We start from the raw sequence: 19478 nt of genomic DNA on the forward strand, positions 1-19478 counted from the left end.
TTTACCCCACCAACTAGCTAATCTGCCATCGGCCGCCCCTGTAGCGGGAGGTCCTAAGATCCCCCCCTTTCCTCCGTAGAGCGTATGCGGTATTAATCCGGCTTTCGCCGGGCTATCCCCCACTACAGGACACGTTCCGATGTATTACTCACCCGTTCGCCACTCGCCACCAGGGTTGCCCCCGTGCTGCCGTTCGACTTGCATGTGTAAGGCATGCCGCCAGCGTTCAATCTGAGCCAGGATCAAACTCTTCAGTTCAAACCTGTTACTGTTTTTCGGTCTGTTACGAACCGGTCGCTCACTCAACGTACTGACGAATGATCATCCCGTCCGAAGACGGGAAAACCTTCCTTTAATACTAGTGTGAGACTTGATACTTTCGCTTATGCCAGACCCCGAAGAGCCCAGCGTCGCGTCGCGCATCAAGCGCCCACACTTATCGGCTGTTAATTTTTAAAGATCGAGTCCGCATTCACTACCGAAGCGCCGCCCACTTCAACCACCCGGCACCGCTTCGTTCTGCGTCGCTGCATCAGCAGCAGAGAAACGAGATTATGGAGAACTTTCGCTACGCCGTCAACAGGTTTTTCTAACTCCCTGAACCTGCCCGCATCGCGCAAAGCCTTGCCACTGCTGGCTCTCCCGCTTCCCGTGCTCCGGTGTCCGAAGCACGAAAGAGCGAGATTCTAGCGAGCCGCACGGCCCCTTGCAAGCCATATCTGGAATTTATTTCAAGGCGCCTTTTCTATGCGCCCCGGCTCATCGACAACCGGCACTTTCATGTCGGGCGCCAGAGCGTCCACTACTGGGGCACCGATCGTCCAATCGTGCAGCACGGTATAAGCAACCGCCAGCAACGTCGGGCCGATGAACACACCGAGGAAGCCAAAGGCAAACGCCCCGCCCAGAATACCCAGCATCACCAGGATCAGCGGCATATCACTACTCTTGCCGATCAGGATCGGCTTGATGACGTTGTCGGACATGCCGACGACCAACACGCCCCACACGACCAGAAAGATCGCCCAGCCAGTTGAGTCGCCGTGATACAGCCAGATTGCCGCAGGCAACCAGACGACCACCGGGCCGCCCGGTATCACCGACAGGAAGAACGTCGCCAGCCCGAGCAGCGCCGGCGCCGGGACGCCCGCAATCCAGCAACCGAAGCCGGCAAGAATGCCTTGCACAAGCGCCGTGCCGAGAATCCCGTAGACCACGCCCTTCACCGTACTGCCCGCCAGCGCCAGCAAGTAATCAGCGCGTTCGCCGGCGATGCGGCGCATGCCCGCCCTCAACCAGGCCGCCGCGCCCTCCCCTCCGGTGTAGAAGAAGAACGCGAGCACGATGCTCAGCGCGAGCAAACCCAAACCATGCGTAACGGCAATCGCAGCCGCCAGAATCCACTTGCCGGCCGGCGCCGCCAGCGCACGCATTTGCGCGATCAGTTCAGAGTTGCTACTCGTTACATTCGCCCAGAACGTCTCGATGTTCGAGCCAACCAGCGGGATTCGTCCGACCCACGGCGGCAAATCCGGCAAGCCAGCCTCGAAGAGCCTTTGTACCAACGCGACGATGTCGTGAACGTGCGCGCCAAAGGCAAAGCCCGCATAGACGAACGGACCGAGCACCACAATCAGGATGATGAGCACGATCAACGTCGCGGCGAGCTTTCGGCGCCCACCGACTGCCGCAGTGAGCCGCCGGTACAAGCCCCACGAGCTATAACTGAGAATGGCGCCCCACAACAGCGCGGTCGTAAAAGGCGCAAGCACCAGCAGGGAGCCACCTACCAATATGATCAACGCGAACACTGCGGCGAGACGTTCAATCAGTTGGTCCGATTTCACTATGAATCTCCTGTTGTGCCAGACCACAGCGACGAATAGACATACGCTTGCCAGGCGCCGACCGACGGTGGTCAGTATAGAAGTGGGCCGCGCCCCTGGGCATGTCTTATATCATCCGGCCAGGACGCCGCGCAACGCATCCGGCGCCCCCTGCAACGGGCTTATTTTTAATGTGGAAACGTCCCAATCCATCCGGCATAGTCAGGCAAATAATATGGCGGCATAGAAAAGACTAGAATATAAGGTTCTGTGCCTCCCAATTTCCGGATTTATGCGCTCGCGAATCGCCAAACGTCTCCCCCCCGATGCCGACAAGCTTGTCGGTCTCTCGCTCGCGCTTTTCGCGTCGGGCAGCCGCACCGAAGACCGCTTCTGGGAAGCGAAGCTCGATGCGCTGCTGACCAAGATCGTCCGTAACGCCAACCAGACTACGCTGGACGCCGCACTCGATCATCTGCAGCAGAATCATCCCGATGCTTACGGCGCACTCGCCGACATGGCGGAAACGCACAGCGAGTCGTTCATCATCGACCATGAGGGCGCTCCTTATGAAGCGCTGCTGATTGCCGCGCCCGTGCTGGCCTGGACTCGCTACATGATTCCTTCCGGCCCGCTCAAAGTGGACGCGGCCGACGCGCTGCGCGCGCACCTGCAGGCGCACGTGCTCGCGGCCAATACGCGTGTGGCCATGGTGCCGTTCCTGTACAGCATCGACCAGCTGCCGCGTCACCACGTCGAGACCTGGCGTATCGCCCAGCAACTCGCTCAAGCAGCCATGGCGGGTGGCAACGTCAAACTCAATTTCGGCGAACTGCCGGAAACATCGCCCATCCTGGCCGACCCGCGCTTTCTGCTGGCTGTGGTCGCGGCGCCGGTGGGCGAGCCGGCGTTTCGCTGGCAGGAAGAAGAAAACGGCAGCCGGATTGAGCGTGGTCAATGTCTTGAACAATGGGCAACGCAAGGGGGCGCCAATCTTTCGCTGGTGCTGCCCGGATGTGAGTTCGAGTGTCTGCTGCCGGATGCCTATTATTCGGCCTGCCGCGACGCCGACGAACGCGTGCGCCCGCATACGGTACGCACTGCCGTGCGCTACCTGTTCGACACAATCGGCGCGGCGCCACAGGAATTGCGCGCGGTTGTCGCAGGCTTCGGCGAGCGCCGTATCGACGAATACCGCGTCGGCTTCACACGCCGCGGCAGCAATGATGTGATCTACGGCGTTGTATGGCCGCTTTACGGCCGCGAGAACGGTGAGCCCGGCATCGATGAAGAACCGCAAGAGACTGCTGCGTCGGATGACCCGCTCGAAGAAATCGTCGCATTGCTCAAGGAAACCGGCGTGACAGACGTGCGCCGCCACTCGGGCCGCTTCGAGCCGGAATATTGCGATGACTGCGGTGTGCCGCTCTATGCGGACCCGCTCGGCGAAATCGTCCACGCCGAAATGCCGGAGGACGCGGAGCCCGCGCAACCGCATTTCCACTGAGCCGCCAGCGTCGGCGTCATTGCGCCGCAGTCGACATCAAAAAGCCCCGCCACGCGCGGGGCTTTTTTTATGTCATTCCTCCTATGCCTTTTGGACAGGGGGTCAAACCGAAGGGAATTTGTCATCATAGTGCCGGTGGTGCATCGCAATGCGCCCGGCACCTTCGCCGGCCCGCGCGCATCGCGCCACTTCGCCCGATTCATCTGGAGACACGGCATGCGATTCTCAATACTCAACACAGACGCGGAACGACGCGATGGACTCAAAGCACTGCTGCGGCAAATCGACCGGCTAGCGCGCTTTAACGAAGCACAGGATTGGCGTCAGGTTGAGCGTACGCTCAAGCGTCTGCTGCCCGACCTGCTCGTGATCGACTGGCAGGACTGGATGTCGGTTGACGACACCCGTCATCTGCTCAGCCACTACCCGGACCTGCGCATTGCAGTGCTGACCGACAAGGTCTCTCCAACTGTCGTACGGGACCTCATGGACGAAGGTGTGCTCGGCGTGATTCCGCGCGAAACCGACCCATGCCTGATCGTGCGCGCTTTCGAGATGGTTCTGCTGGGCGGTCACTATGTGCCGCCCGGCGCGTTGGCGCTCAATCCTCCGCTACCGCCGGATGCCACCATCCGACCGTTCGATGAAAAGAGTCCACCACCGCGCCGGGCCAAACTTTCCAACGGCCTGTCGCCCCGCCAGGAGCAGATCATGCGCTGCGTCCACATGGGCAGCACTAACAAGATGATCGCGCGCACGCTCGGCATCAGTGAAGGCACCGTCAAGATCCATCTGACCAGCATATTTCAGCAACTCGGAGCGCCTAATCGCGCCGCCGCAGTCGCGCTGTACAACGGCTGGCTGTCGGCTCATTTGCAAGTACTGCGCAACGATGGAGGAGGTCAGGTTCGTCCGGTAATGGGGCAAGCCGGAGTCGTGCCATTGCGGCGCCGCACCCTGCGGCGCTTCCAGTATCCGTTGCCCGCGAACGACACGGCCGACGCGCTGCCAATGGCGGCCGAACCGACCACGCCGTACGGCGATGCGCCCGCCGAATTGACGGCGGAACAGGTCACGCAGGGTTCGGCATAACGTCAGCCGGCGCGCGCGCCAGAATCGAAACGCGCGTTTTCTCACAGCGTTCGCGCCGGCTGGCATGGAATCCGCTCACACCTTTTCTCGTCCAACGAGTAATATGGAATACATGGGTTTCCTCTACACACCGCTTCCGTTCTGGGTCGCTGTCGGTGGCTGGATCGCCACTGCGATAGTGGTCGCGCTCGCGCTGTGGAAAAATCCTTTCAAACGACTTCAAGACGGCACACTCCAGCATGTCTGGCTCGCAATCATCGTTGCGGTGTCCGTGCTGTGGGCGAGCAACGCGTGGCTCGACGACGGTACTGTCATGCATCTGCTCGGCGCCACGCTGGTCGTCACATTATTCGATTGGGCGCTGGCGCTGATCGCAATGGCGATCGTCACCGGTCTCGCCGCTGTCGTCTTCGACGCCCCCTGGCAGGGTATTGCGCTGACCTTCCTCGTGTTCGGTGCGTTGCCTGTCGGTATCTCCACCCTCATCCAGCGCGCCAGCATCGCCTGGCTGCCGCGCAACCTCTTCATGTTCATCTTCGGCCAGGGTTTTGTTTCACCCGCCATTGCCGTGTCGCTTACCGCGGCCGCGGCGCTCGGCGTTCACATCACACTCGCAGACGGTTCGATGACCGTGGTGCCGGTCGGCTACGCGTTCAGCGTGCTTCTGCTCGCCACTGGCGAAGCCTGGTTCACGGGCATGTCGACGGCGTTGATCGCGGTCTACCGCCCGGCGTGGGTTACCACTTATGATGTGCGTCGGTATCGCTTGGGCGGACCACGCACCTGACACGAGCGCGGCATCGAGCACGTATCGACGGCAATCAGCCATCCCGGCACATAAAGCGCCTGAGTCCACGCACCACGACAGGACAAAATATTTGTGTCAGGATTGAACTCATCCCTCTCGCCAGGCATCTTACGTGCCTCATGTCTTATTAGCGTCTAACGAACTAGATGGATCGCACCAACGTACCGCGCCGATTGCTGCGGTTGGTCGGCCGGTTAGCAACATTTGCAGCGAGTCTCTCGCTCATTTGCTCTGCTCCCGCATACGCCGATCAACTCGAACAGCACAACGATCTCGTCAACAAATTTGTCAATGACATGCATGCGGACCCGCTAGTCGCGGACTGCGCTGCCCATGGCAATTTTGTTGCGAGCACATCGACCGCCTTCGACCATGTCGAATTTCCACCCAGCTCCTTCGATAGCGCGCATGCCGCGGTCACGCCCTGGAACGATTCGTTCGACGAGGGCAAGCAGCGCGTCAAGGTGGACAACATCGTTACCGTCGAGGGTCTCGGTATCCGCCAGAGCGGCGGTGGAGATCCAGCCGATCTCAAATTCCGTTGCGGCTATGTGGGCGCCCAGATGCTGGCGTTCAGTTGGAACGATCCGGTACCGCCGGCCCGTGCGCACAGCACCGGGTCAACGGGATCGCGAGTGTCCTCGGGCAAGCACAAGAATGTGAAGGGCAAGCACTCCGCCGGCGGCAAAACTACGAAGAAAGCGACCGGCAAGTCCTCGAAGGCAAGCTCGGGAAAATCTTCGCGAGCAACTTCCAGCAAGTCTTCGGGTAAAACGACTGCGAAGAAGTCCCCAGCGAAGAAGACTCAATAGCGGACAAGAGCGAAGGCCGCGTCAACGAGTCCGCACTACTGACCGGGCTCGCACCCAGCAAAAAAACGGGGCACACACTTCCAGAGTGTGTGCCCCGTTTCTCTATGCGGCGTCCAGTTACGCGAACGTCTCCACGTGTCGCAAAATAGCCTGCAGCATGGCGGCGCCCAGCGACGCGCTACGTTCACCGTTCCAACCCACCCGCTCATCCGGCAGATTGGCGTTGTCCTTGAACGGCATCTCCAGCGTCAACGACAGGCAGCCGAATTCGTTTCCGATGTACTTCGAAGCCAGCTTGAGCGCGTCCTCACGATACTTGCTCGCGGCGTAGCCGTACTTGTCCTGGAAATCCGGGCTCGCATGCTTGAATGCTTCGATGAACGCTTTCTGCTCCTCGCCCTGCCGCTCGGTGAAACCCGGCAGCATTTCGGAGCCGGCCACGAACACATACGGCAGCGCCTCGTCGCCGTGGATATCGAAAAAGAGGTCACAACCGGTCGCGTGAATCGCATCACGCACCACGAGCACCTCGGGACTGCGCGCTGCGTCCGGCTCCATCCATTCGCGGTTCAGGTTCGCGCCCGTCGCGTTGGTGCGCAGATTGCCGTGCACGCTGCCGTCCGGATTCATGTTCGGCACGATGTAGAACACTGCGTGGTCGTAAAGCTTGCGCGCCACCGGATCGCCCGCCCAATCGCCCCAACCCGCGAGACGCTTGACGAGACCTTCGATAAACCATTCGGCCATCGTCTCGCCAGGATGCTGACGCGCGATCAGCCAGATCTTCTTCTTGGGTGTGTCGCCGGTTTGCGGCGTGCCAAGCGTCAGCAGCGACATCGGCCGGCCTTCGACGGTCTTGCCCAACTCCGTGAGCGTGGCCTGCGGCATCTGCTGAATCGCGCCGAGAAACTCCGAGTGACGTTCCTCGCTATACGGCTCGAAATAAGCGTAGTAAATACGGTCGAAATCCGGCGTGTGGTCGATCGTCAACACGCGGCCGTCGTAGGAAGTCGGCACGCGGAACCAGTTCACGCGGTCATAGCTTGCTACCGCCTGGTAGTCGCGCCAGCCTTCGGCGAACGCGCACGCTGCAGCATTTTCGAAGGTCATTACGCAGCGCTCGCCGGCCGCGCCGGACAACCGGAAGTAAAACCATTGCGCGAACTCGGCGTGACTGTCGGGCCGCACGCGCAAACGGATGTTGCCGGCGTCTTCACAGGCCAGCACTTCGATCGCGCCCGCGTCGAAGTTGCTCGTAATCGATAACGTCATGATGTTCTTCCCTGCTTGTGTGCGCGGCAATCGCTCAGTCAGCGATGCGGCGGCGGAATACGTAGGTGGAATCGTTCGAGGCTTCGGCGTCGAACGCATAGCCTTCGACGTTGAAGGACTTCAGTTGCTCGGGCTTGTCGAGACGGTTTTCGACCGCGTAGCGCGCCATCAGGCCGCGCGCGCGCTTTGCGTGAAAACTGATGATCTTGTAGCGGCCGCCCTTCCAGTCTTCGAACACCGGCGTGATGATCGGCGCTTCGAGCACCTTGGGTTTGACCGACTTGAAGTACTCACCCGACGCGCAGTTGACCAGCACGCGCGAGGCGGCAGCGCGCTTCTTCAATTGTGCGTTCAAAGCCTGCGTGATCCGTTCGCCCCAGAACGCGTACAGATCCTTGCCGCGCGTATTGGCAAAGCGCGTCCCCATTTCGAGGCGGTACGGTTGCAGCAGATCAAGTGGGCGCAGCAATCCGTACAGGCCGGAAAGCACGCGCACGTGATTCTGCGCGTAATCCAGATCGGCCGACGACAACGTCCTGGCATTGAAGCCTTCATACACATCGCCGTTGAACGCGAGCACGGCCTGCTTGGCGTTGTGCGTGCCGAAACTGGGCGACCATTGCGCGTACCGTTGGAAATTGAGGTGCGCGAGCTGGTCGGAAATGCTCATCAGCGAACCGATCTGCTGCGGCGACAAAAGACGCAATCCGCCGATCAATTCGGCCGCATCGTCGACGAAATCGGGGATCGTGTGCTTTTTGACGTGCGGAGGGGTTTCGTAGTCGAGCGATTTCGCCGGCGACAGAACGATTATCATAGAGGCTTGCAGGCACGCCGTGCCTGGCGGTCAAAGACGAAAGCCAGATTGTAACGAATGCCCGGTTCCCATGCCTCACACGGCGCTTTGCGCGTCGTCCTCGATTCCAATGTGTGGATCGACATTCTCGTGTTCGACGATCCGCACACGCGGCCGATTCGCGCCGCGCTCGAAAGTGGCGCGCTCGCCGCGCTGATCGACGCGCGCTGCCTCGCCGAACTCACCTACGTGCTCGACTACCCGCAATTCGTGCATCGCAATGTGGACAAGGCGGCGGCGCTTGCCGTCGTTGCACGCCTCGCGCAGTTGGTCGAACCCGCTGCACCCGCGGAAAATGCCAGGCCGTTGCCGAAATGCAAAGACCGCGACGACCAGAAATTCCTCGAACTCGCGCACGCCGCACAGGCCGACTGGCTGGTGTCGAAAGACCGCGCGGTGCTGAAACTGGCCAAGCGGATTGCGCGTGACTTCGGTTTCCAGATTGCGCAGCCGGCGCCGTTCGTTAGCGCCTGTATGGCAATCGCGGACGAGCCCGCATCGGTATGACCCCTGGCCGGATGGCCAACGTCGGGCCGACTGCGCGCACGCAGGGCCGCGATTCCCTACAATCAGGCTTCGTCCTTTTCGAACGACGTCTTTCGCCAACTCACTCGACCACGCTCCGGACAGCGCCATGAATGCACCGCACGACACGCCCATGAGTCCCTCGTTTCCGTCCCGCCTGCCGGACGTCGGCACGACGATTTTCACCGTGATGAGCGCGCTCGCTGCCGAAAAAGGCGCAGTGAACCTCGGCCAGGGCTTTCCCGACTTCGGCTGCGACCCCCGCATTGTCGACGCGGTCGCAAACGCCATGCGCGACGGCCACAATCAATACCCGCCGATGGCGGGCGCCGCGCCGCTGCGTCAGGCGATTTCGGACAAGATCGCGAACCTGTACGGCCGCCGCTACGACGCCACCAGCGAGATCACCGTGACGGCAGGCGCCACCCAGGCGCTGCTGACCGCGATTCTCTGCACCGTGCATCCGGGCGACGAAGTGATCGTGGTCGAGCCGACCTACGACAGCTACCTGCCGTCGATCGAACTGGCCGGCGGCAAGCCGGTATTCGTCACGCTCGACGCACCTGACTACGCAATCCCGTTCGACAAGCTCGCCGCCGCGATCACGCCGAAAACGCGGCTCCTGCTGATCAACACACCGCATAACCCGACCGGTACGGTCTGGCGCGCGGAAGACATGCGCAAGCTCGAAGAAATCGTGCGTGGCACCAACGTACTGATTCTGTCCGACGAAGTCTACGAACACATGGTGTACGACGGCGCACCGCACGAGAGCGTGGCGCGTTATCCGGAACTGGCGCAGCGCAGTTTCGTGGTGTCGAGCTTCGGCAAGACCTACCACGTCACCGGCTGGAAGATCGGCTACGTGGCCGCGCCCGCCGCGCTCACGGCTGAATTCCGGAAAGTGCACCAGTTCAACGTATTCACGGTCAACACGCCGATGCAGGTCGGCCTCGCGGAATACATGAAGGATCCGGCGCCGTATCTGGATCTCCCCGCGTTTTATCAGAAGAAACGCGACTACTTCCGCGCCGGCCTCGCGAATTCACGCTTCAGGCTGCTGCCTTGCACGGGCACCTACTTTCAGTGCGTCGACTATTCGGCAATCAGCGATTTGCCCGAAGCCGAATTTGCGCAATGGCTGACGGGCGAGATCGGTGTCGCGGCAATTCCCGTTTCGGCGTTCTATCACGAGGCGCATGAATCGGGCGTGGTGCGCTTCTGCTTTGCCAAACAGGAAGCCACCCTCGCTACGGCGCTCGACCGGCTGGCGCGGCTCTAGGACGCCCCGCGCGATGCTGCGAACGAACCCACGTTCCTCGCCATCGCGCGCAGCGGCCCATGCGTGCGTTGCACGCCCGGGTTCATTTCAACCGCAACGCCACCGCCACGCCTCAAGCCGGGCGCGAGGCCGCGATATAAGCCTTGCGATCGTCGGTCACGCGCTGCGCGGCCGGCCGGGCATTGATCGCCTTTACATAGCTTTTCCAGTCCACGCCAGCATCGAGCAGGAAATCGCGGCCGTAGATGGTCTGCGTCGCCATGCCCACCAGCGGCAAACTCACAAAACCCGCTGCGTCGGCGACACTGAAGCGTTCGCCGCGCAGATACGGCCCGAACTTCGCGATCCGCTTGAAGCCGGCAATGTGATGCGCGAGCAGTTTCTCGACGCGCCCCTTGGTCGCGTCAGTCACAGTGCCACCGAAGAATGCTTCCTTGTAGAGATTGCGCGCGGTCAGTTCGAGATGCACATCCACGAACATGATCAGTTCGCGCTCCTTGGCCGCTTCCCACGGGTCCGCGGAGAAAATTGCCTTGTCGGGAAAGCGCGCGGCCAGGTACTCGACGATGCCTTGCGATTCGCACAGATCGCCGTGTTCGGTCTGGATATAGGGCACCTTGCCGAGCGGAGAATGCTCGAGCATGGTTTCTTCCTGGCTCGGCAGCACGAACACTTCCTCGAACGGAATGCCATGTTCGAGGAGCACGAACTTCACCTTGTTGTAATAGTTAGAGAGCGCGAAACCGCACAGCTTGATCATCGGGTGTCTCCTTTCTTCGGGTTGTTTGAGACCGCCCGTCAAAATCAACGCGGCGGCCTTCGATCAATCATCCAGTAAATTGCACGATCGTGCTATTCTAAAATAACCATGGAGTCGAGCATCACAATGACCTCTCGCAATTTCAGCATCGAGACTATCGGCATTGTCGGAACCGGTGCAATGGGCCGTGGCATCGCCCAGATTGCCGCGCTGGCGGGCCTCACCGTGCGTCTGTACGACACGAACCCTGCTGCAATCGGTGCGGCGCGCGACTACCTTGCCGAGACTTTCGCCAAATTGACTGCCAAAGGCAAGCTCGACCAGGCCCGCTCGCTCGCCGCACTGGCGAACGTGAGCGGCGCGCAAGTTATCGGCGATCTGGCCGATTGCGATCTGGTCGTCGAGGCGATCGTCGAAAAGCTCGATGTGAAGCAAGCGCTCTTTCGCGAACTCGAAACGGTGGTGAGCGGGCGATGCGTGCTGGCGTCGAACACGTCGTCGTTGTCGATTACCGCGATCGCGGCGGGCTGCACGAATCCGTCGCGCGTAGCCGGCTATCACTTCTTCAATCCGGTTCCGTTGATGAAGGTCGTCGAAGTGATCGACGGCCTGCGCAGCGATCCCGCCGTCGGCGACGCGCTGATGGAACTCGCGCGCCGCATGGGCCACACGCCAGTGCGTGCGAAAGACATGCCCGGCTTCATCGTCAATCACGCCGGCCGCGGCATGAATACCGAAGGCCTGCGCGTAGCGGGTGAAGGCGTGGCGAGTTTCGCCGACATCGATCGCATCATGCGTGAGCAGGCAGGCTTTCGTCTCGGGCCGTTCGAACTGCTCGACCTGACCGCGCTCGATGTATCGCATCCGGTGATGGAATCGATCTATCACCAGTTCTATGAAGAACCGCGTTTCACGCCCTCGCCGATCACGGGCACCCGGCTTGCGGGCGGATTAATCGGCCGCAAAACGGGCGAAGGCTTCTATCGCTATGAAGACGGCAAGCAGCAAGTGCCCGCAGAAGCGCCCGCACCCACTGAGCTGCCGCACAGCGTGTGGGTCAGCAAGCGCTATCCGGAGGCGCATCAAGCCGTCGTGCAACTCATCGCCAAGGCCGGCGTAAAGCTCGACGAAGGCGCTACACCCGCAGCGGACTCGCTGATCGTCGTGACACCGTTCGGTCATGACGCGACTACCGCCGCCGTCGACGAAGCCCTCGATGCAACTCGCGTTGTCGCTATCGACGCCCTCTTCCCGCTGGCCGCCGCGCAGCGCCGCACGCTGATGACAACACCCGCCACCAGCCGCACTGCACGCGAAACCGCGCACGCACTGTTTGCCGCGGATGGCGTTCCCGTCACCGTGATTCGCGATTCGACCGGCTTCGTCGCGCAACGCGTCGTGGCGACCATCGTCAACATCGGCTGCGACATCGCGCAAAAACAGATCGCGACGCCGGACGACATCGACCTCGCAGTGACGCTAGGCCTCGGCTACCCGCGCGGACCGCTCGCACTCGGCGATGCACTCGGCTCGAAAACGATCCTTACCATCCTGCGCAATATCTTCAGCGTGCTCGGCGATCCACGCTATCGTCCGTCGCCCTGGCTTGCACGGCGCGCGCAACTTGGCCTGTCGCTGACGCAGCGCGACGCTGCCGACACTCAAACGGAGACCCAACAATGAGCGCCGAACTGCTGACCTCACGCCCGACCGAAAGCGAATCGACGCTGGTCCTCACGCTGTCGAACCCCGGCGCACGCAATGCGCTGCATCCGGACATGTACGCCGCGGGCATCGAGGCGCTCGAATCGGTGGAGCGCGATCCGTCGATCCGCGCTGTTGTGATTACCGGCGCCGACAACTTCTTTTGTGCCGGCGGCAATCTGAACCGTCTGCTGGAAAACCGCGCGAAAGATCCGTCGGTGCAGGCCGAAAGCATCGATCTGCTCGGCGAATGGATTTCGGCACTGCGTTTATCGTCGAAGCCGGTGATCGCCGCCGTCGATGGCGCCGCTGCCGGCGCGGGATTTTCATTAGCACTCGCGTGCGATCTGATCGTCGCCGCGGAAGACGCCAAGTTCGTGATGTCGTATGCGCGCGTCGGTCTCACGCCCGATGGCGGCGGCTCGTGGTTTCTCGCGCAAGCCCTGCCACGTCAACTGGCAACCGAAGTGCTGATCGAAGGCAAACCGATCGGCGCCTCGCGTCTCTACGATCTCGGTGTCGTCAACAAGCTAGCGAAGACCGGCGCCGTGCGCGACACCGCTGTCGCCTGGGCCGACGAGATCGGCAAGATTTCGCCGAATTCGGTCGCGCGCATCAAAGGGCTCATCGGCGCGGCCGGTGCACAACCGCTTGCTGAACATCTGGTCGCTGAACGCGACAGCTTCGTCGCCTCACTGCACCATCGCGACGGTCTCGAAGGCATTTCAGCGTTCCTCGAAAAACGCGCTCCGGTCTACAAGTAAACATAAGCGAACGAAGGGACGATGCCTGACTATCAACTCCCCAAACGCCGCCGCATCTTCCTGATGCGTCACGGCGACGTAACCTACTTCGACGACAGCGGCCGCGCGATCGATCCGGAAACGGTGCCGTTGAATACGAATGGCCGCGAACAGGCCAGCGCGGCAGGCCGCGTATTCGCCGAGCAGCAGGTCCGGTTCGATCGGGTGATCGTGAGCGGCTTGCCGCGCACGGTCGAAACGGCGCAGCGCGTATTGGCCGAGACCGGTCAGCAGATCGAACTCGACATCGAGCCGGCATGGCAGGAAATTCGCGGCGGCAAGCTCAGCAACATTCCGCCGCAGGATATCGAAGCGGCATTTCTCGGCGTGTTCGATGGTGTCGTGCCGGAAAGCACACGCTTTCTCGACGGCGAAACCATCGGCGCGTTGTTCGACCGCGTGTTGCCCGCGGTAGAGGCGTTGCGCGAGGACACATCGTGGGACACCGTGTTGCTGGTACTGCACGGCGGCGTAAATCGCGCGATTCTGTCGCACGCGCTCACCGCCGGCGGCCGTACTTTCTTCGGCCACCTGGCGCAGGCCACCGGCTGCATCAACGCGCTCGACGTCGGCGCCGAGCCACGCGACTGGGTGCTGCGCGAGATCAACTATTCACCGCCGTCGCCGCTCCATCGCGACGTTCGCAATACCACGATGGAAATGCTCTACGCACAATTCATTCAATACAAGCGTAGCTGAACCCGAACTGGAGGAGACACATGGTGCAAGGCACACAGACCGGCGAACCAGAACAGCAACCGGATTACTCGGCCTTCGAGGGCACGCGTCCGGTCAACGAGCGGCAACGTTTCGACGGCGACGCGCTCGCCGCGTGGCTAAGCCAGCATGTCGACGGCTTTGCCGGGCCACTCACGTTGGAGCAATTCGCCGGCGGCCAGTCGAACCCCACCTTCAAACTCGTCACGCCGTCGCGCTCGTACGTGATGCGCGCGAAGCCCGGGCCAGCCGCGAAGTTACTGCCCTCGGCGCACGCTGTCGAACGCGAATACCGCGTGATGCATGGGCTCGCCGCCACTGACGTGCCGGTCGCGAACATGCTCGCCTTGTGCGAAGACGAAAGTGTGATCGGCCGGGCGTTCTACGTGATGGAGTTCGTCGAAGGCCGCGTGCTGTGGGACCAGTCTCTCCCCGGCATGACACCCGCTGAGCGCGCCGCGATTTACGACGAAATGAATCGCGTGATCGCCGCGCTGCATAGCGTCGACGTCACGGCAATCGGTCTTGCCGACTACGGCAAACCGGGCAATTACTTCGCACGCCAGATCGGCCGTTGGAGCAAACAGTACGTCGCATCAGAAACCGAACCGATCGACGCAATGCGGCGTCTGATCGAATGGCTGCCGCAACACATGCCGGCGGAAACGGGCGAGCTCGCCTCGGTCGTGCATGGCGACTACCGGCTCGACAACCTGATCTTCCATCCCACCGAGCCGCGCGTACTGGCCGTACTCGACTGGGAACTATCGACGCTCGGCGACCCGCTCGCCGATTTCGCCTATCACTGCATGGCGTGGCACGTCGACCCGGCGCAATTCCGCGGCATTGCGGGCCTCGACTGGGCGGCACTCGGCATTCCCGACGAAGCGCAGTACGTCGAGCGCTATTGCAAGCGCACCGGCTTCGAGATCCACGGCGACTGGAATTTCTATCTCGCGTACAACATGTTCCGCATCGCGGCGATCCTGCAAGGGATCATGAAGCGTGTAGTCGACGGCACCGCGGCCAGCGCTCAGGCGCTCGATGCCGGCCGTCGCGCGAAGCCGATGGCCGAACTCGCCTGGCGCTACGCACAGAAAGTACGTTAGGCAAATCGGCGCACCAGATTGCGTTCCTGAACAAACGTCATTCGTCATCCGCGAGGTCATACATGAATTTCGATTACACCCCGAAGGTGCAGGCGCTGCGCGAGAAACTGCTCGCCTTCTTCGACGAGCACATCTATCCGAATGAGCAGGCGTTTTATGCCGAGATCGCGCGCAACCGTCAGAACGGCAACGCGTGGCTGCCGACCGAACTGATCGAACAACTGAAACAGAAAGCGCGCGACGCGGGTTTGTGGAACCTGTTCCTGCCTGAATCGGTACGCGGCGCCGGTCTGACAAATCTTGAATACGCACCGCTCTGCGAGATCATGGGTCGTGTGCCCTGGGCGCCGGAAGTATTCAACTGCAATGCGCCCGACACCGGCAACATGGAAACGATCGAGCGCTACGGCAGCGACGACAACAAGCGCGAATGGCTCGAACCGCTGCTGCAAGGGCAGATCCGCTCGGCGTTTCTGATGACCGAGCCAGAGGTGGCGTCGTCGGACGCGACCAATATCCAGACGAGCATCGTGCGCGATGGCGACACCTACGTGATCAATGGCCACAAGTGGTGGTCATCCGGTGCGGGGGACCCGCGCTGCAAGGTCTACATCGTGATGGGCAAGACCGATCCTGAGGCGCCGCGTCATGCACAGCAGTCGATGATCCTCGTTCCCGCCGATGCCACAGGCATCACCGTGCACCGCCCGCTCACCGTATTCGGCTATGACGACGCGCCACACGGCCACATGGAAATCACGCTCGAAAACGTGCGCGTGCCGGCTACCAACATGCTGCTTGGCGAAGGGCGCGGCTTCGAAATCGCCCAAGGGCGCCTCGGACCGGGCCGCATCCACCACTGCATGCGCCTGATCGGTCTCGCCGAGCGCGCGCTCGAACTCATGGCCAAACGTTCCATGCAACGCGTCGCTTTCGGCAAGCCGGTTTCCGCACAAGGCGTCACGCAGGAGCGCATGGCCGAAGCGCGCTGCATGATCGAACAGGCGCGCCTGCTGACGTTGAAGACCGCGTACATGATGGACACGGTCGGCAACAAGGGCGCGCGCGGCGAGATCGCCATGATCAAGGTGGTCGCGCCGAATATGGCATGCCAGGTGATCGACTGGGCGATTCAGGCGCACGGCGGTGGCGGCGTCAGCGACGATTTCCCGTTGGCGTATGCGTACGCCAACGCGCGAACGTTGCGCTTCGCCGATGGCCCCGACGAAGTGCACCGCAACGCGATCGCAAAGCTCGAACTGGCGCGTTATATGGATGCGGGTGCTGCGGCCCAAGTGGAAACGCCGATTACGCGAGTTTGAGATCGAGGTCGGGGCGGCAGCCGACCGCGCGCGGGTTCACCGCCAGCAGCATTGGCCGATCTATGCTCTAATTTTCGTCAACAGCGGCGCCCATTGTGGCGCCGCTTTCACGAAACGAAGGAGCCAGGATGATCGACGTCTATAGCTGGGCAACCCCGAACGGCCATAAGGTTCACATCATGCTCGAGGAAACGGGCCTCGCGTACACGGCGCACGGCGTCGATATCGGCGCGGGCGACCAGTTCAAACCCGAGTTCCTCGCGATTAGCCCGAACAACAAGATTCCGGCAATCACCGATTCCGAAGGTCCTAAAGACGCTGACGGCAAGCCGTTCGCGCTATTCGAATCGGGTGCCATTCTGATTTATCTGGCGGAGAAAACCGGCAAATTCCTGCCGACTGATCCGGCCGCACGCTATGCCACCCTGCAGTGGCTGATGTTCCAGATGGGCGGCATCGGTCCGATGCTTGGGCAAACGCATCATTTCCGCATCTACGCGCCGGAGCCGATCGAATACGCAATCAATCGCTACACGAACGAAACGCGGCGTCTCTATGGCGTGATGGATTCGCAGCTCGGCAAGACTCGATATCTGGCCGGCAACGACTACACGATCGCTGACATCGCCGCATTTCCGTGGACGCGCTCGTGGCAAAACCAGGGCATCGAGCTGGATACGCTCCCGAATGTGAAGCGGTGGCATGAAGAAATTGCCGCGCGTCCGGCGGTGGTACGCGGTGTCGAGGTGCTGGCGTCAGCCCGCAAGCCGCTCATGGACGACAAGGCTAAGGAGATGCTGTTCGGCGCGACGCAGTACGCGAAGCGGTAGTCGTCGTGCCGCCGATCCATAGCATCGGCGCGCTCGTTCGCACTGACAACGACTGCGGCATTGCCATCTGTTGAGGCATCGAAATAAAAAAGCGCGAGGCGGCATCACTGCCACTCGCGCTTTTTTGCCACCCGGTCGGCTGTGAACGGTTAGAAATAGTGTCGCGTAATGAACTCCGCGACGCAGACCGGCCGCTCGCTGCCCTGCCGCTCCAGCGTCACACTCCACTCGACCTGCACACCGCCGTTGTCGACGTCGGTAACGGATTCCACCGCAAACCGGGCGCGCAACTGCGAGCCGACCAGCACCGGCGACGTGAACCGCACACGATTCAATCCGTAGTTGACGCCCATACGCTGCTTAAGCGCCACCGTCTTGCCGAGCAACGCCGGAATCAACGACAGTGTCATGAACCCATGCGCGACCGGCCCACCAAACGGTGACTCACGCCGCGCCCGTTCGGGGTCGACGTGAATCCACTGATGATCGCCGGTGGCCTCAGCGAAACGATCGACGCTTGCCTGATCGACCGTCAGCCAGTCGCTAACGAGCGGCTCAGCGCCAATCAACGCACGCAACGCCGCTGCGTCTCCAAACGTTACGGCGGCTACCGCGTTGCCGCCCGTCATGACGCGGCGCCCGGATTGCGCAGTCCGAACAAACCTTTCGAACGCACCGTAATCACGGTTTCGCCGTGCTGGTTGATGCCTTCCCACTGCGTCGAAACGATGCCGCGATCCGGCTTACTCTCCGAAACACGTTTGTCGAGTACCGCGTTCATCATCGTGATCGTGTCGCCGACACGTACCGGCTTCAGCCAGCGAATCTCGTCGATACCGGGCGAGCCCATCGAGGTGGAACCCGCGATCGCGTTGCGCACCAGCATGCCCATCATGACCGAACAGGTATGCCAGCCGCTTGCGACCAGTCCGCGAAACGGCGATGCTGCGGCTGCAGCGTCGTCCACGTGGAATGGCTGCGGATCGAACTTCTCCGCGAACTCGACGATCTCTTCACGCGTGAAAGTATGCTTGCCGATTTCTGTAGTCGTGCCGACTACCATGTCCTCGTAACTCAGACCCATCGCACACCTCTTTCTTATCCGATTCGACCGGCTGATCAGGCTTCGGTCGAGACAAAACCGGGCAGCGCGGCGAAGCGCGCGAGATGGTGATCGACATCGCCCAATGTGGTTTCGATGATAGCAAGGCGTTTGAACAGATGCGCCGCGGCGACCTCGTTCGTGACGCCCATGCCGCCGTGCAACTGCACCGCCTGCTGACCGACGAAACGGGCGGCCTGCCCGACCCGCGTCTTCGCTGCGGAGACGGCGCTGCGACGTTCGTCGGCGTCTGCGCTGGTGTAACGCACGGCCGCGAGATAAGTGATCGAACGCGCCTGCTCGGCGTGAATCAACATCTCGACCATGCGATGCTGTAGCGCCTGGAAACGTGCGATCGGCTGGCCGAACTGCTGGCGCGTCTTGGTGTACTCGCCCGTTGCATGGTTCAGTGCGTCGAGCGCGCCGACCGCTTCCGCGCACAGCAACACCGTGCCGTAGTCTGCAATGTGCTCGAGCGCTGCGGCACCCGAGTGTTTGCCGGCGAGCTGGCGTGCAGGCGTGCCATCGAACTCGAGCGTCGCGGCGCGCTGGCCGTCGATTGTGCGGTAGTCGGTGACTTTGACGCCGGCCGCATCGCGGGCGACGACAAAAAGCGCGATCTCGCCATTCAGCCGAGCCGGCACGATCCAGTAATCCGCTTGCGCACCGTGCAGCACAACCGATTTCGTGCCGGTCAACGTCTGCTGATTGTCTTGGCCGTTCGCAACCGTGTCGACCTCGAACAGATCGTAGCGAGCGTGCGGCTCGTGAAATGCCACTGCCAGCTTGATCTCGCCCTGGGCCGCACGTTCGAGCAGCGATGCGTCTTCGCCCTGCCCGGTGCCCGCCAGCCGCAGCGCCTCGATACCCACAGCGGTCGCCCAGTACGGCTCGACCACCAGAGCGCGCCCGAGCTCCTGCATGACCACCAGCATGTCGATCGGGCTGCCGTTGAAGCCACCCTGCGCTTCCGGCACCGGCAACGCAGTCAAGCCCAGTTCGGTGAAAGCTGTCCAGTGCGCGTCCGACACACCGGCTTCCGTTCGCACGATCGCCTGGCGCGCCTCGAACCCGTAGCTCTTGTCAAGGTAGCGGCGCAGCGCGTCAGCGAATTGCTGTTGTTCGTCGTTGAAAGTGAAGTCCATGCGCCG

19 protein-coding genes and 1 rRNA gene are annotated in these 19478 nt (G+C 61.7%); 12 read left to right on the top strand and 8 right to left on the bottom strand.

The window, feature by feature from the left end:
- Together M0D66_RS18030 and M0D66_RS18035 are read right to left on the bottom strand one after the other, a co-directional pair.
- Positions 1-258: ribosomal RNA gene (locus M0D66_RS18030) — 16S ribosomal RNA — on the bottom strand; the annotation flags it as partial.
- Between the two features lie 473 nt (positions 259-731).
- Positions 732-1847 (bottom strand): AI-2E family transporter, encoded by a 1116-nt coding sequence (locus M0D66_RS18035; RefSeq protein WP_200655444.1) that lies wholly within the window; start codon positions 1845-1847, stop codon positions 732-734.
- A 271-nt stretch (positions 1848-2118) separates the two neighbouring features.
- Here M0D66_RS18035 and M0D66_RS18040 point away from each other — a divergent pair, with 271 nt between their 5' ends.
- The 4 genes from M0D66_RS18040 (at position 2119) to M0D66_RS18055 (ending at position 6045) form a co-directional block, all read left to right on the top strand.
- On the top strand, positions 2119-3333 hold the full coding sequence (locus tag M0D66_RS18040) for a DUF2863 family protein (protein WP_054034941.1): 1215 nt from the start codon (positions 2119-2121) through the stop codon (positions 3331-3333).
- A gap of 216 nt (positions 3334-3549) precedes the next feature.
- Positions 3550-4425, top strand: coding sequence for a response regulator transcription factor (locus tag M0D66_RS18045; RefSeq protein ID WP_093639756.1), 876 nt, complete (start codon positions 3550-3552; stop codon positions 4423-4425).
- Between the two features lie 112 nt (positions 4426-4537).
- Positions 4538-5212, top strand: a complete 675-nt coding sequence (locus tag M0D66_RS18050; RefSeq protein WP_093639753.1) for an energy-coupling factor ABC transporter permease — start codon at positions 4538-4540, stop codon at positions 5210-5212.
- A 167-nt stretch (positions 5213-5379) separates the two neighbouring features.
- Positions 5380-6045 carry a hypothetical protein gene (locus M0D66_RS18055; protein ID WP_200653042.1) on the top strand — a complete coding sequence of 222 codons (666 nt, stop codon included), beginning with the start codon at positions 5380-5382 and terminating at the stop codon, positions 6043-6045.
- A 117-nt stretch (positions 6046-6162) separates the two neighbouring features.
- On the opposite strand, the gene M0D66_RS18060 is transcribed toward M0D66_RS18055, so the two are convergent.
- Positions 6163-7317: a M14-type cytosolic carboxypeptidase gene (locus M0D66_RS18060; protein WP_093639706.1), complete on the bottom strand. Its 1155-nt coding sequence runs from the start codon at positions 7315-7317 to the stop codon at positions 6163-6165.
- Between the two features lie 34 nt (positions 7318-7351).
- Positions 7352-8134, bottom strand: a complete 783-nt coding sequence (gene yaaA / locus M0D66_RS18065) for a peroxide stress protein YaaA (RefSeq protein WP_093639703.1) — start codon at positions 8132-8134, stop codon at positions 7352-7354.
- A gap of 57 nt (positions 8135-8191) precedes the next feature.
- On the opposite strand from yaaA, the gene M0D66_RS18070 reads away from it, so the two are divergent.
- Positions 8192-8680, top strand: a complete 489-nt coding sequence (locus M0D66_RS18070; protein ID WP_093639700.1) for a putative toxin-antitoxin system toxin component, PIN family — start codon at positions 8192-8194, stop codon at positions 8678-8680.
- A gap of 127 nt (positions 8681-8807) precedes the next feature.
- Complete coding sequence (locus tag M0D66_RS18075; protein ID WP_093639697.1) at positions 8808-9980, top strand: pyridoxal phosphate-dependent aminotransferase; 1173 nt, start codon at positions 8808-8810, stop codon at positions 9978-9980.
- Positions 9981-10092: 112 nt separating this feature from the next.
- On the opposite strand, the gene M0D66_RS18080 is transcribed toward M0D66_RS18075, so the two are convergent.
- A complete protein-coding gene (locus M0D66_RS18080) occupies positions 10093-10740 on the bottom strand; it encodes a glutathione S-transferase family protein (RefSeq protein WP_154567309.1) in 648 nt (215 codons plus the stop codon).
- A 126-nt stretch (positions 10741-10866) separates the two neighbouring features.
- Here M0D66_RS18080 and M0D66_RS18085 point away from each other — a divergent pair, with 126 nt between their 5' ends.
- The 6 genes from M0D66_RS18085 (at position 10867) to M0D66_RS18110 (ending at position 17225) form a co-directional block, all read left to right on the top strand.
- Positions 10867-12423, top strand: coding sequence for a 3-hydroxyacyl-CoA dehydrogenase (locus M0D66_RS18085; protein ID WP_200653041.1), 1557 nt, complete (start codon positions 10867-10869; stop codon positions 12421-12423).
- The gene (locus M0D66_RS18090) at positions 12420-13208 is read left to right on the top strand and encodes an oxepin-CoA hydrolase, alternative type (RefSeq protein ID WP_093639688.1); all 789 of its coding nucleotides are present in this window, start codon (positions 12420-12422) and stop codon (positions 13206-13208) included. Before M0D66_RS18085 ends, M0D66_RS18090 begins: the two co-directional genes overlap by 4 nt.
- Before the next feature lie 21 nt (positions 13209-13229).
- Positions 13230-13946 carry a histidine phosphatase family protein gene (locus M0D66_RS18095; RefSeq protein WP_200653040.1) on the top strand — a complete coding sequence of 239 codons (717 nt, stop codon included), beginning with the start codon at positions 13230-13232 and terminating at the stop codon, positions 13944-13946.
- Positions 13947-13966: 20 nt separating this feature from the next.
- Positions 13967-15073: a phosphotransferase gene (locus tag M0D66_RS18100; protein ID WP_200653039.1), complete on the top strand. Its 1107-nt coding sequence runs from the start codon at positions 13967-13969 to the stop codon at positions 15071-15073.
- A 62-nt stretch (positions 15074-15135) separates the two neighbouring features.
- Positions 15136-16395, top strand: a complete 1260-nt coding sequence (locus M0D66_RS18105; RefSeq protein ID WP_175052875.1) for an acyl-CoA dehydrogenase family protein — start codon at positions 15136-15138, stop codon at positions 16393-16395.
- A gap of 128 nt (positions 16396-16523) precedes the next feature.
- Entirely contained in the window at positions 16524-17225 is a 702-nt protein-coding gene (locus M0D66_RS18110; protein ID WP_200653038.1) for a glutathione binding-like protein, read from the top strand.
- A 149-nt stretch (positions 17226-17374) separates the two neighbouring features.
- Here M0D66_RS18110 and M0D66_RS18115 read toward each other — a convergent pair whose 3' ends face one another.
- The 3 genes from M0D66_RS18115 to M0D66_RS18125 are packed head-to-tail and all read right to left on the bottom strand — an operon-like array spanning position 17375 to position 19472.
- A complete protein-coding gene (locus tag M0D66_RS18115; RefSeq protein ID WP_093639671.1) occupies positions 17375-17854 on the bottom strand; it encodes a MaoC family dehydratase in 480 nt (159 codons plus the stop codon).
- A complete protein-coding gene (locus tag M0D66_RS18120) occupies positions 17851-18309 on the bottom strand; it encodes a MaoC family dehydratase (RefSeq protein ID WP_093639668.1) in 459 nt (152 codons plus the stop codon). Before M0D66_RS18120 ends, M0D66_RS18115 begins: the two co-directional genes overlap by 4 nt.
- 35 nt (positions 18310-18344) lie before the next feature.
- Positions 18345-19472, bottom strand: coding sequence for an acyl-CoA dehydrogenase family protein (locus M0D66_RS18125; protein WP_200653037.1), 1128 nt, complete (start codon positions 19470-19472; stop codon positions 18345-18347).
- Between the last annotated feature and the right edge of the window lie 6 nt (positions 19473-19478).

The sequence above is a fragment of the Paraburkholderia sp. SECH2 genome (genome assembly GCF_030464795.1).
GTDB lineage: Bacteria > Pseudomonadota > Gammaproteobacteria > Burkholderiales > Burkholderiaceae > Paraburkholderia > Paraburkholderia aspalathi.

Excerpts from the sequence above, each read along its gene's own strand:
- M0D66_RS18075 (WP_093639697.1), top strand. The coding sequence starts at position 8,808 with ATGAATGCACCGCACGACACGCCCATGAGTCCCTCGTTTCCGTCCCGC.
- M0D66_RS18040 (WP_054034941.1), top strand. The coding sequence starts at position 2,119 with ATGCGCTCGCGAATCGCCAAACGTCTCCCCCCCGATGCCGACAAGCTT.
- M0D66_RS18060 (WP_093639706.1), bottom strand. The coding sequence starts at position 7,317 with ATGACGTTATCGATTACGAGCAACTTCGACGCGGGCGCGATCGAAGTG.
- M0D66_RS18100 (WP_200653039.1), top strand. The coding sequence starts at position 13,967 with ATGGTGCAAGGCACACAGACCGGCGAACCAGAACAGCAACCGGATTAC.
- yaaA (WP_093639703.1), bottom strand. The coding sequence starts at position 8,134 with ATGATAATCGTTCTGTCGCCGGCGAAATCGCTCGACTACGAAACCCCT.
- M0D66_RS18045 (WP_093639756.1), top strand. The coding sequence starts at position 3,550 with ATGCGATTCTCAATACTCAACACAGACGCGGAACGACGCGATGGACTC.
- M0D66_RS18105 (WP_175052875.1), top strand. The coding sequence starts at position 15,136 with ATGAATTTCGATTACACCCCGAAGGTGCAGGCGCTGCGCGAGAAACTG.
- M0D66_RS18055 (WP_200653042.1), top strand. The coding sequence starts at position 5,380 with ATGGATCGCACCAACGTACCGCGCCGATTGCTGCGGTTGGTCGGCCGG.
- M0D66_RS18090 (WP_093639688.1), top strand. The coding sequence starts at position 12,420 with ATGAGCGCCGAACTGCTGACCTCACGCCCGACCGAAAGCGAATCGACG.
- M0D66_RS18115 (WP_093639671.1), bottom strand. The coding sequence starts at position 17,854 with ATGACGGGCGGCAACGCGGTAGCCGCCGTAACGTTTGGAGACGCAGCG.
- M0D66_RS18085 (WP_200653041.1), top strand. The coding sequence starts at position 10,867 with ATGACCTCTCGCAATTTCAGCATCGAGACTATCGGCATTGTCGGAACC.
- M0D66_RS18095 (WP_200653040.1), top strand. The coding sequence starts at position 13,230 with ATGCCTGACTATCAACTCCCCAAACGCCGCCGCATCTTCCTGATGCGT.
- M0D66_RS18070 (WP_093639700.1), top strand. The coding sequence starts at position 8,192 with ATGCCCGGTTCCCATGCCTCACACGGCGCTTTGCGCGTCGTCCTCGAT.
- M0D66_RS18080 (WP_154567309.1), bottom strand. The coding sequence starts at position 10,740 with ATGATCAAGCTGTGCGGTTTCGCGCTCTCTAACTATTACAACAAGGTG.
- M0D66_RS18050 (WP_093639753.1), top strand. The coding sequence starts at position 4,538 with ATGGGTTTCCTCTACACACCGCTTCCGTTCTGGGTCGCTGTCGGTGGC.
- M0D66_RS18125 (WP_200653037.1), bottom strand. The coding sequence starts at position 19,472 with ATGGACTTCACTTTCAACGACGAACAACAGCAATTCGCTGACGCGCTG.
- M0D66_RS18110 (WP_200653038.1), top strand. The coding sequence starts at position 16,524 with ATGATCGACGTCTATAGCTGGGCAACCCCGAACGGCCATAAGGTTCAC.
- M0D66_RS18120 (WP_093639668.1), bottom strand. The coding sequence starts at position 18,309 with ATGGGTCTGAGTTACGAGGACATGGTAGTCGGCACGACTACAGAAATC.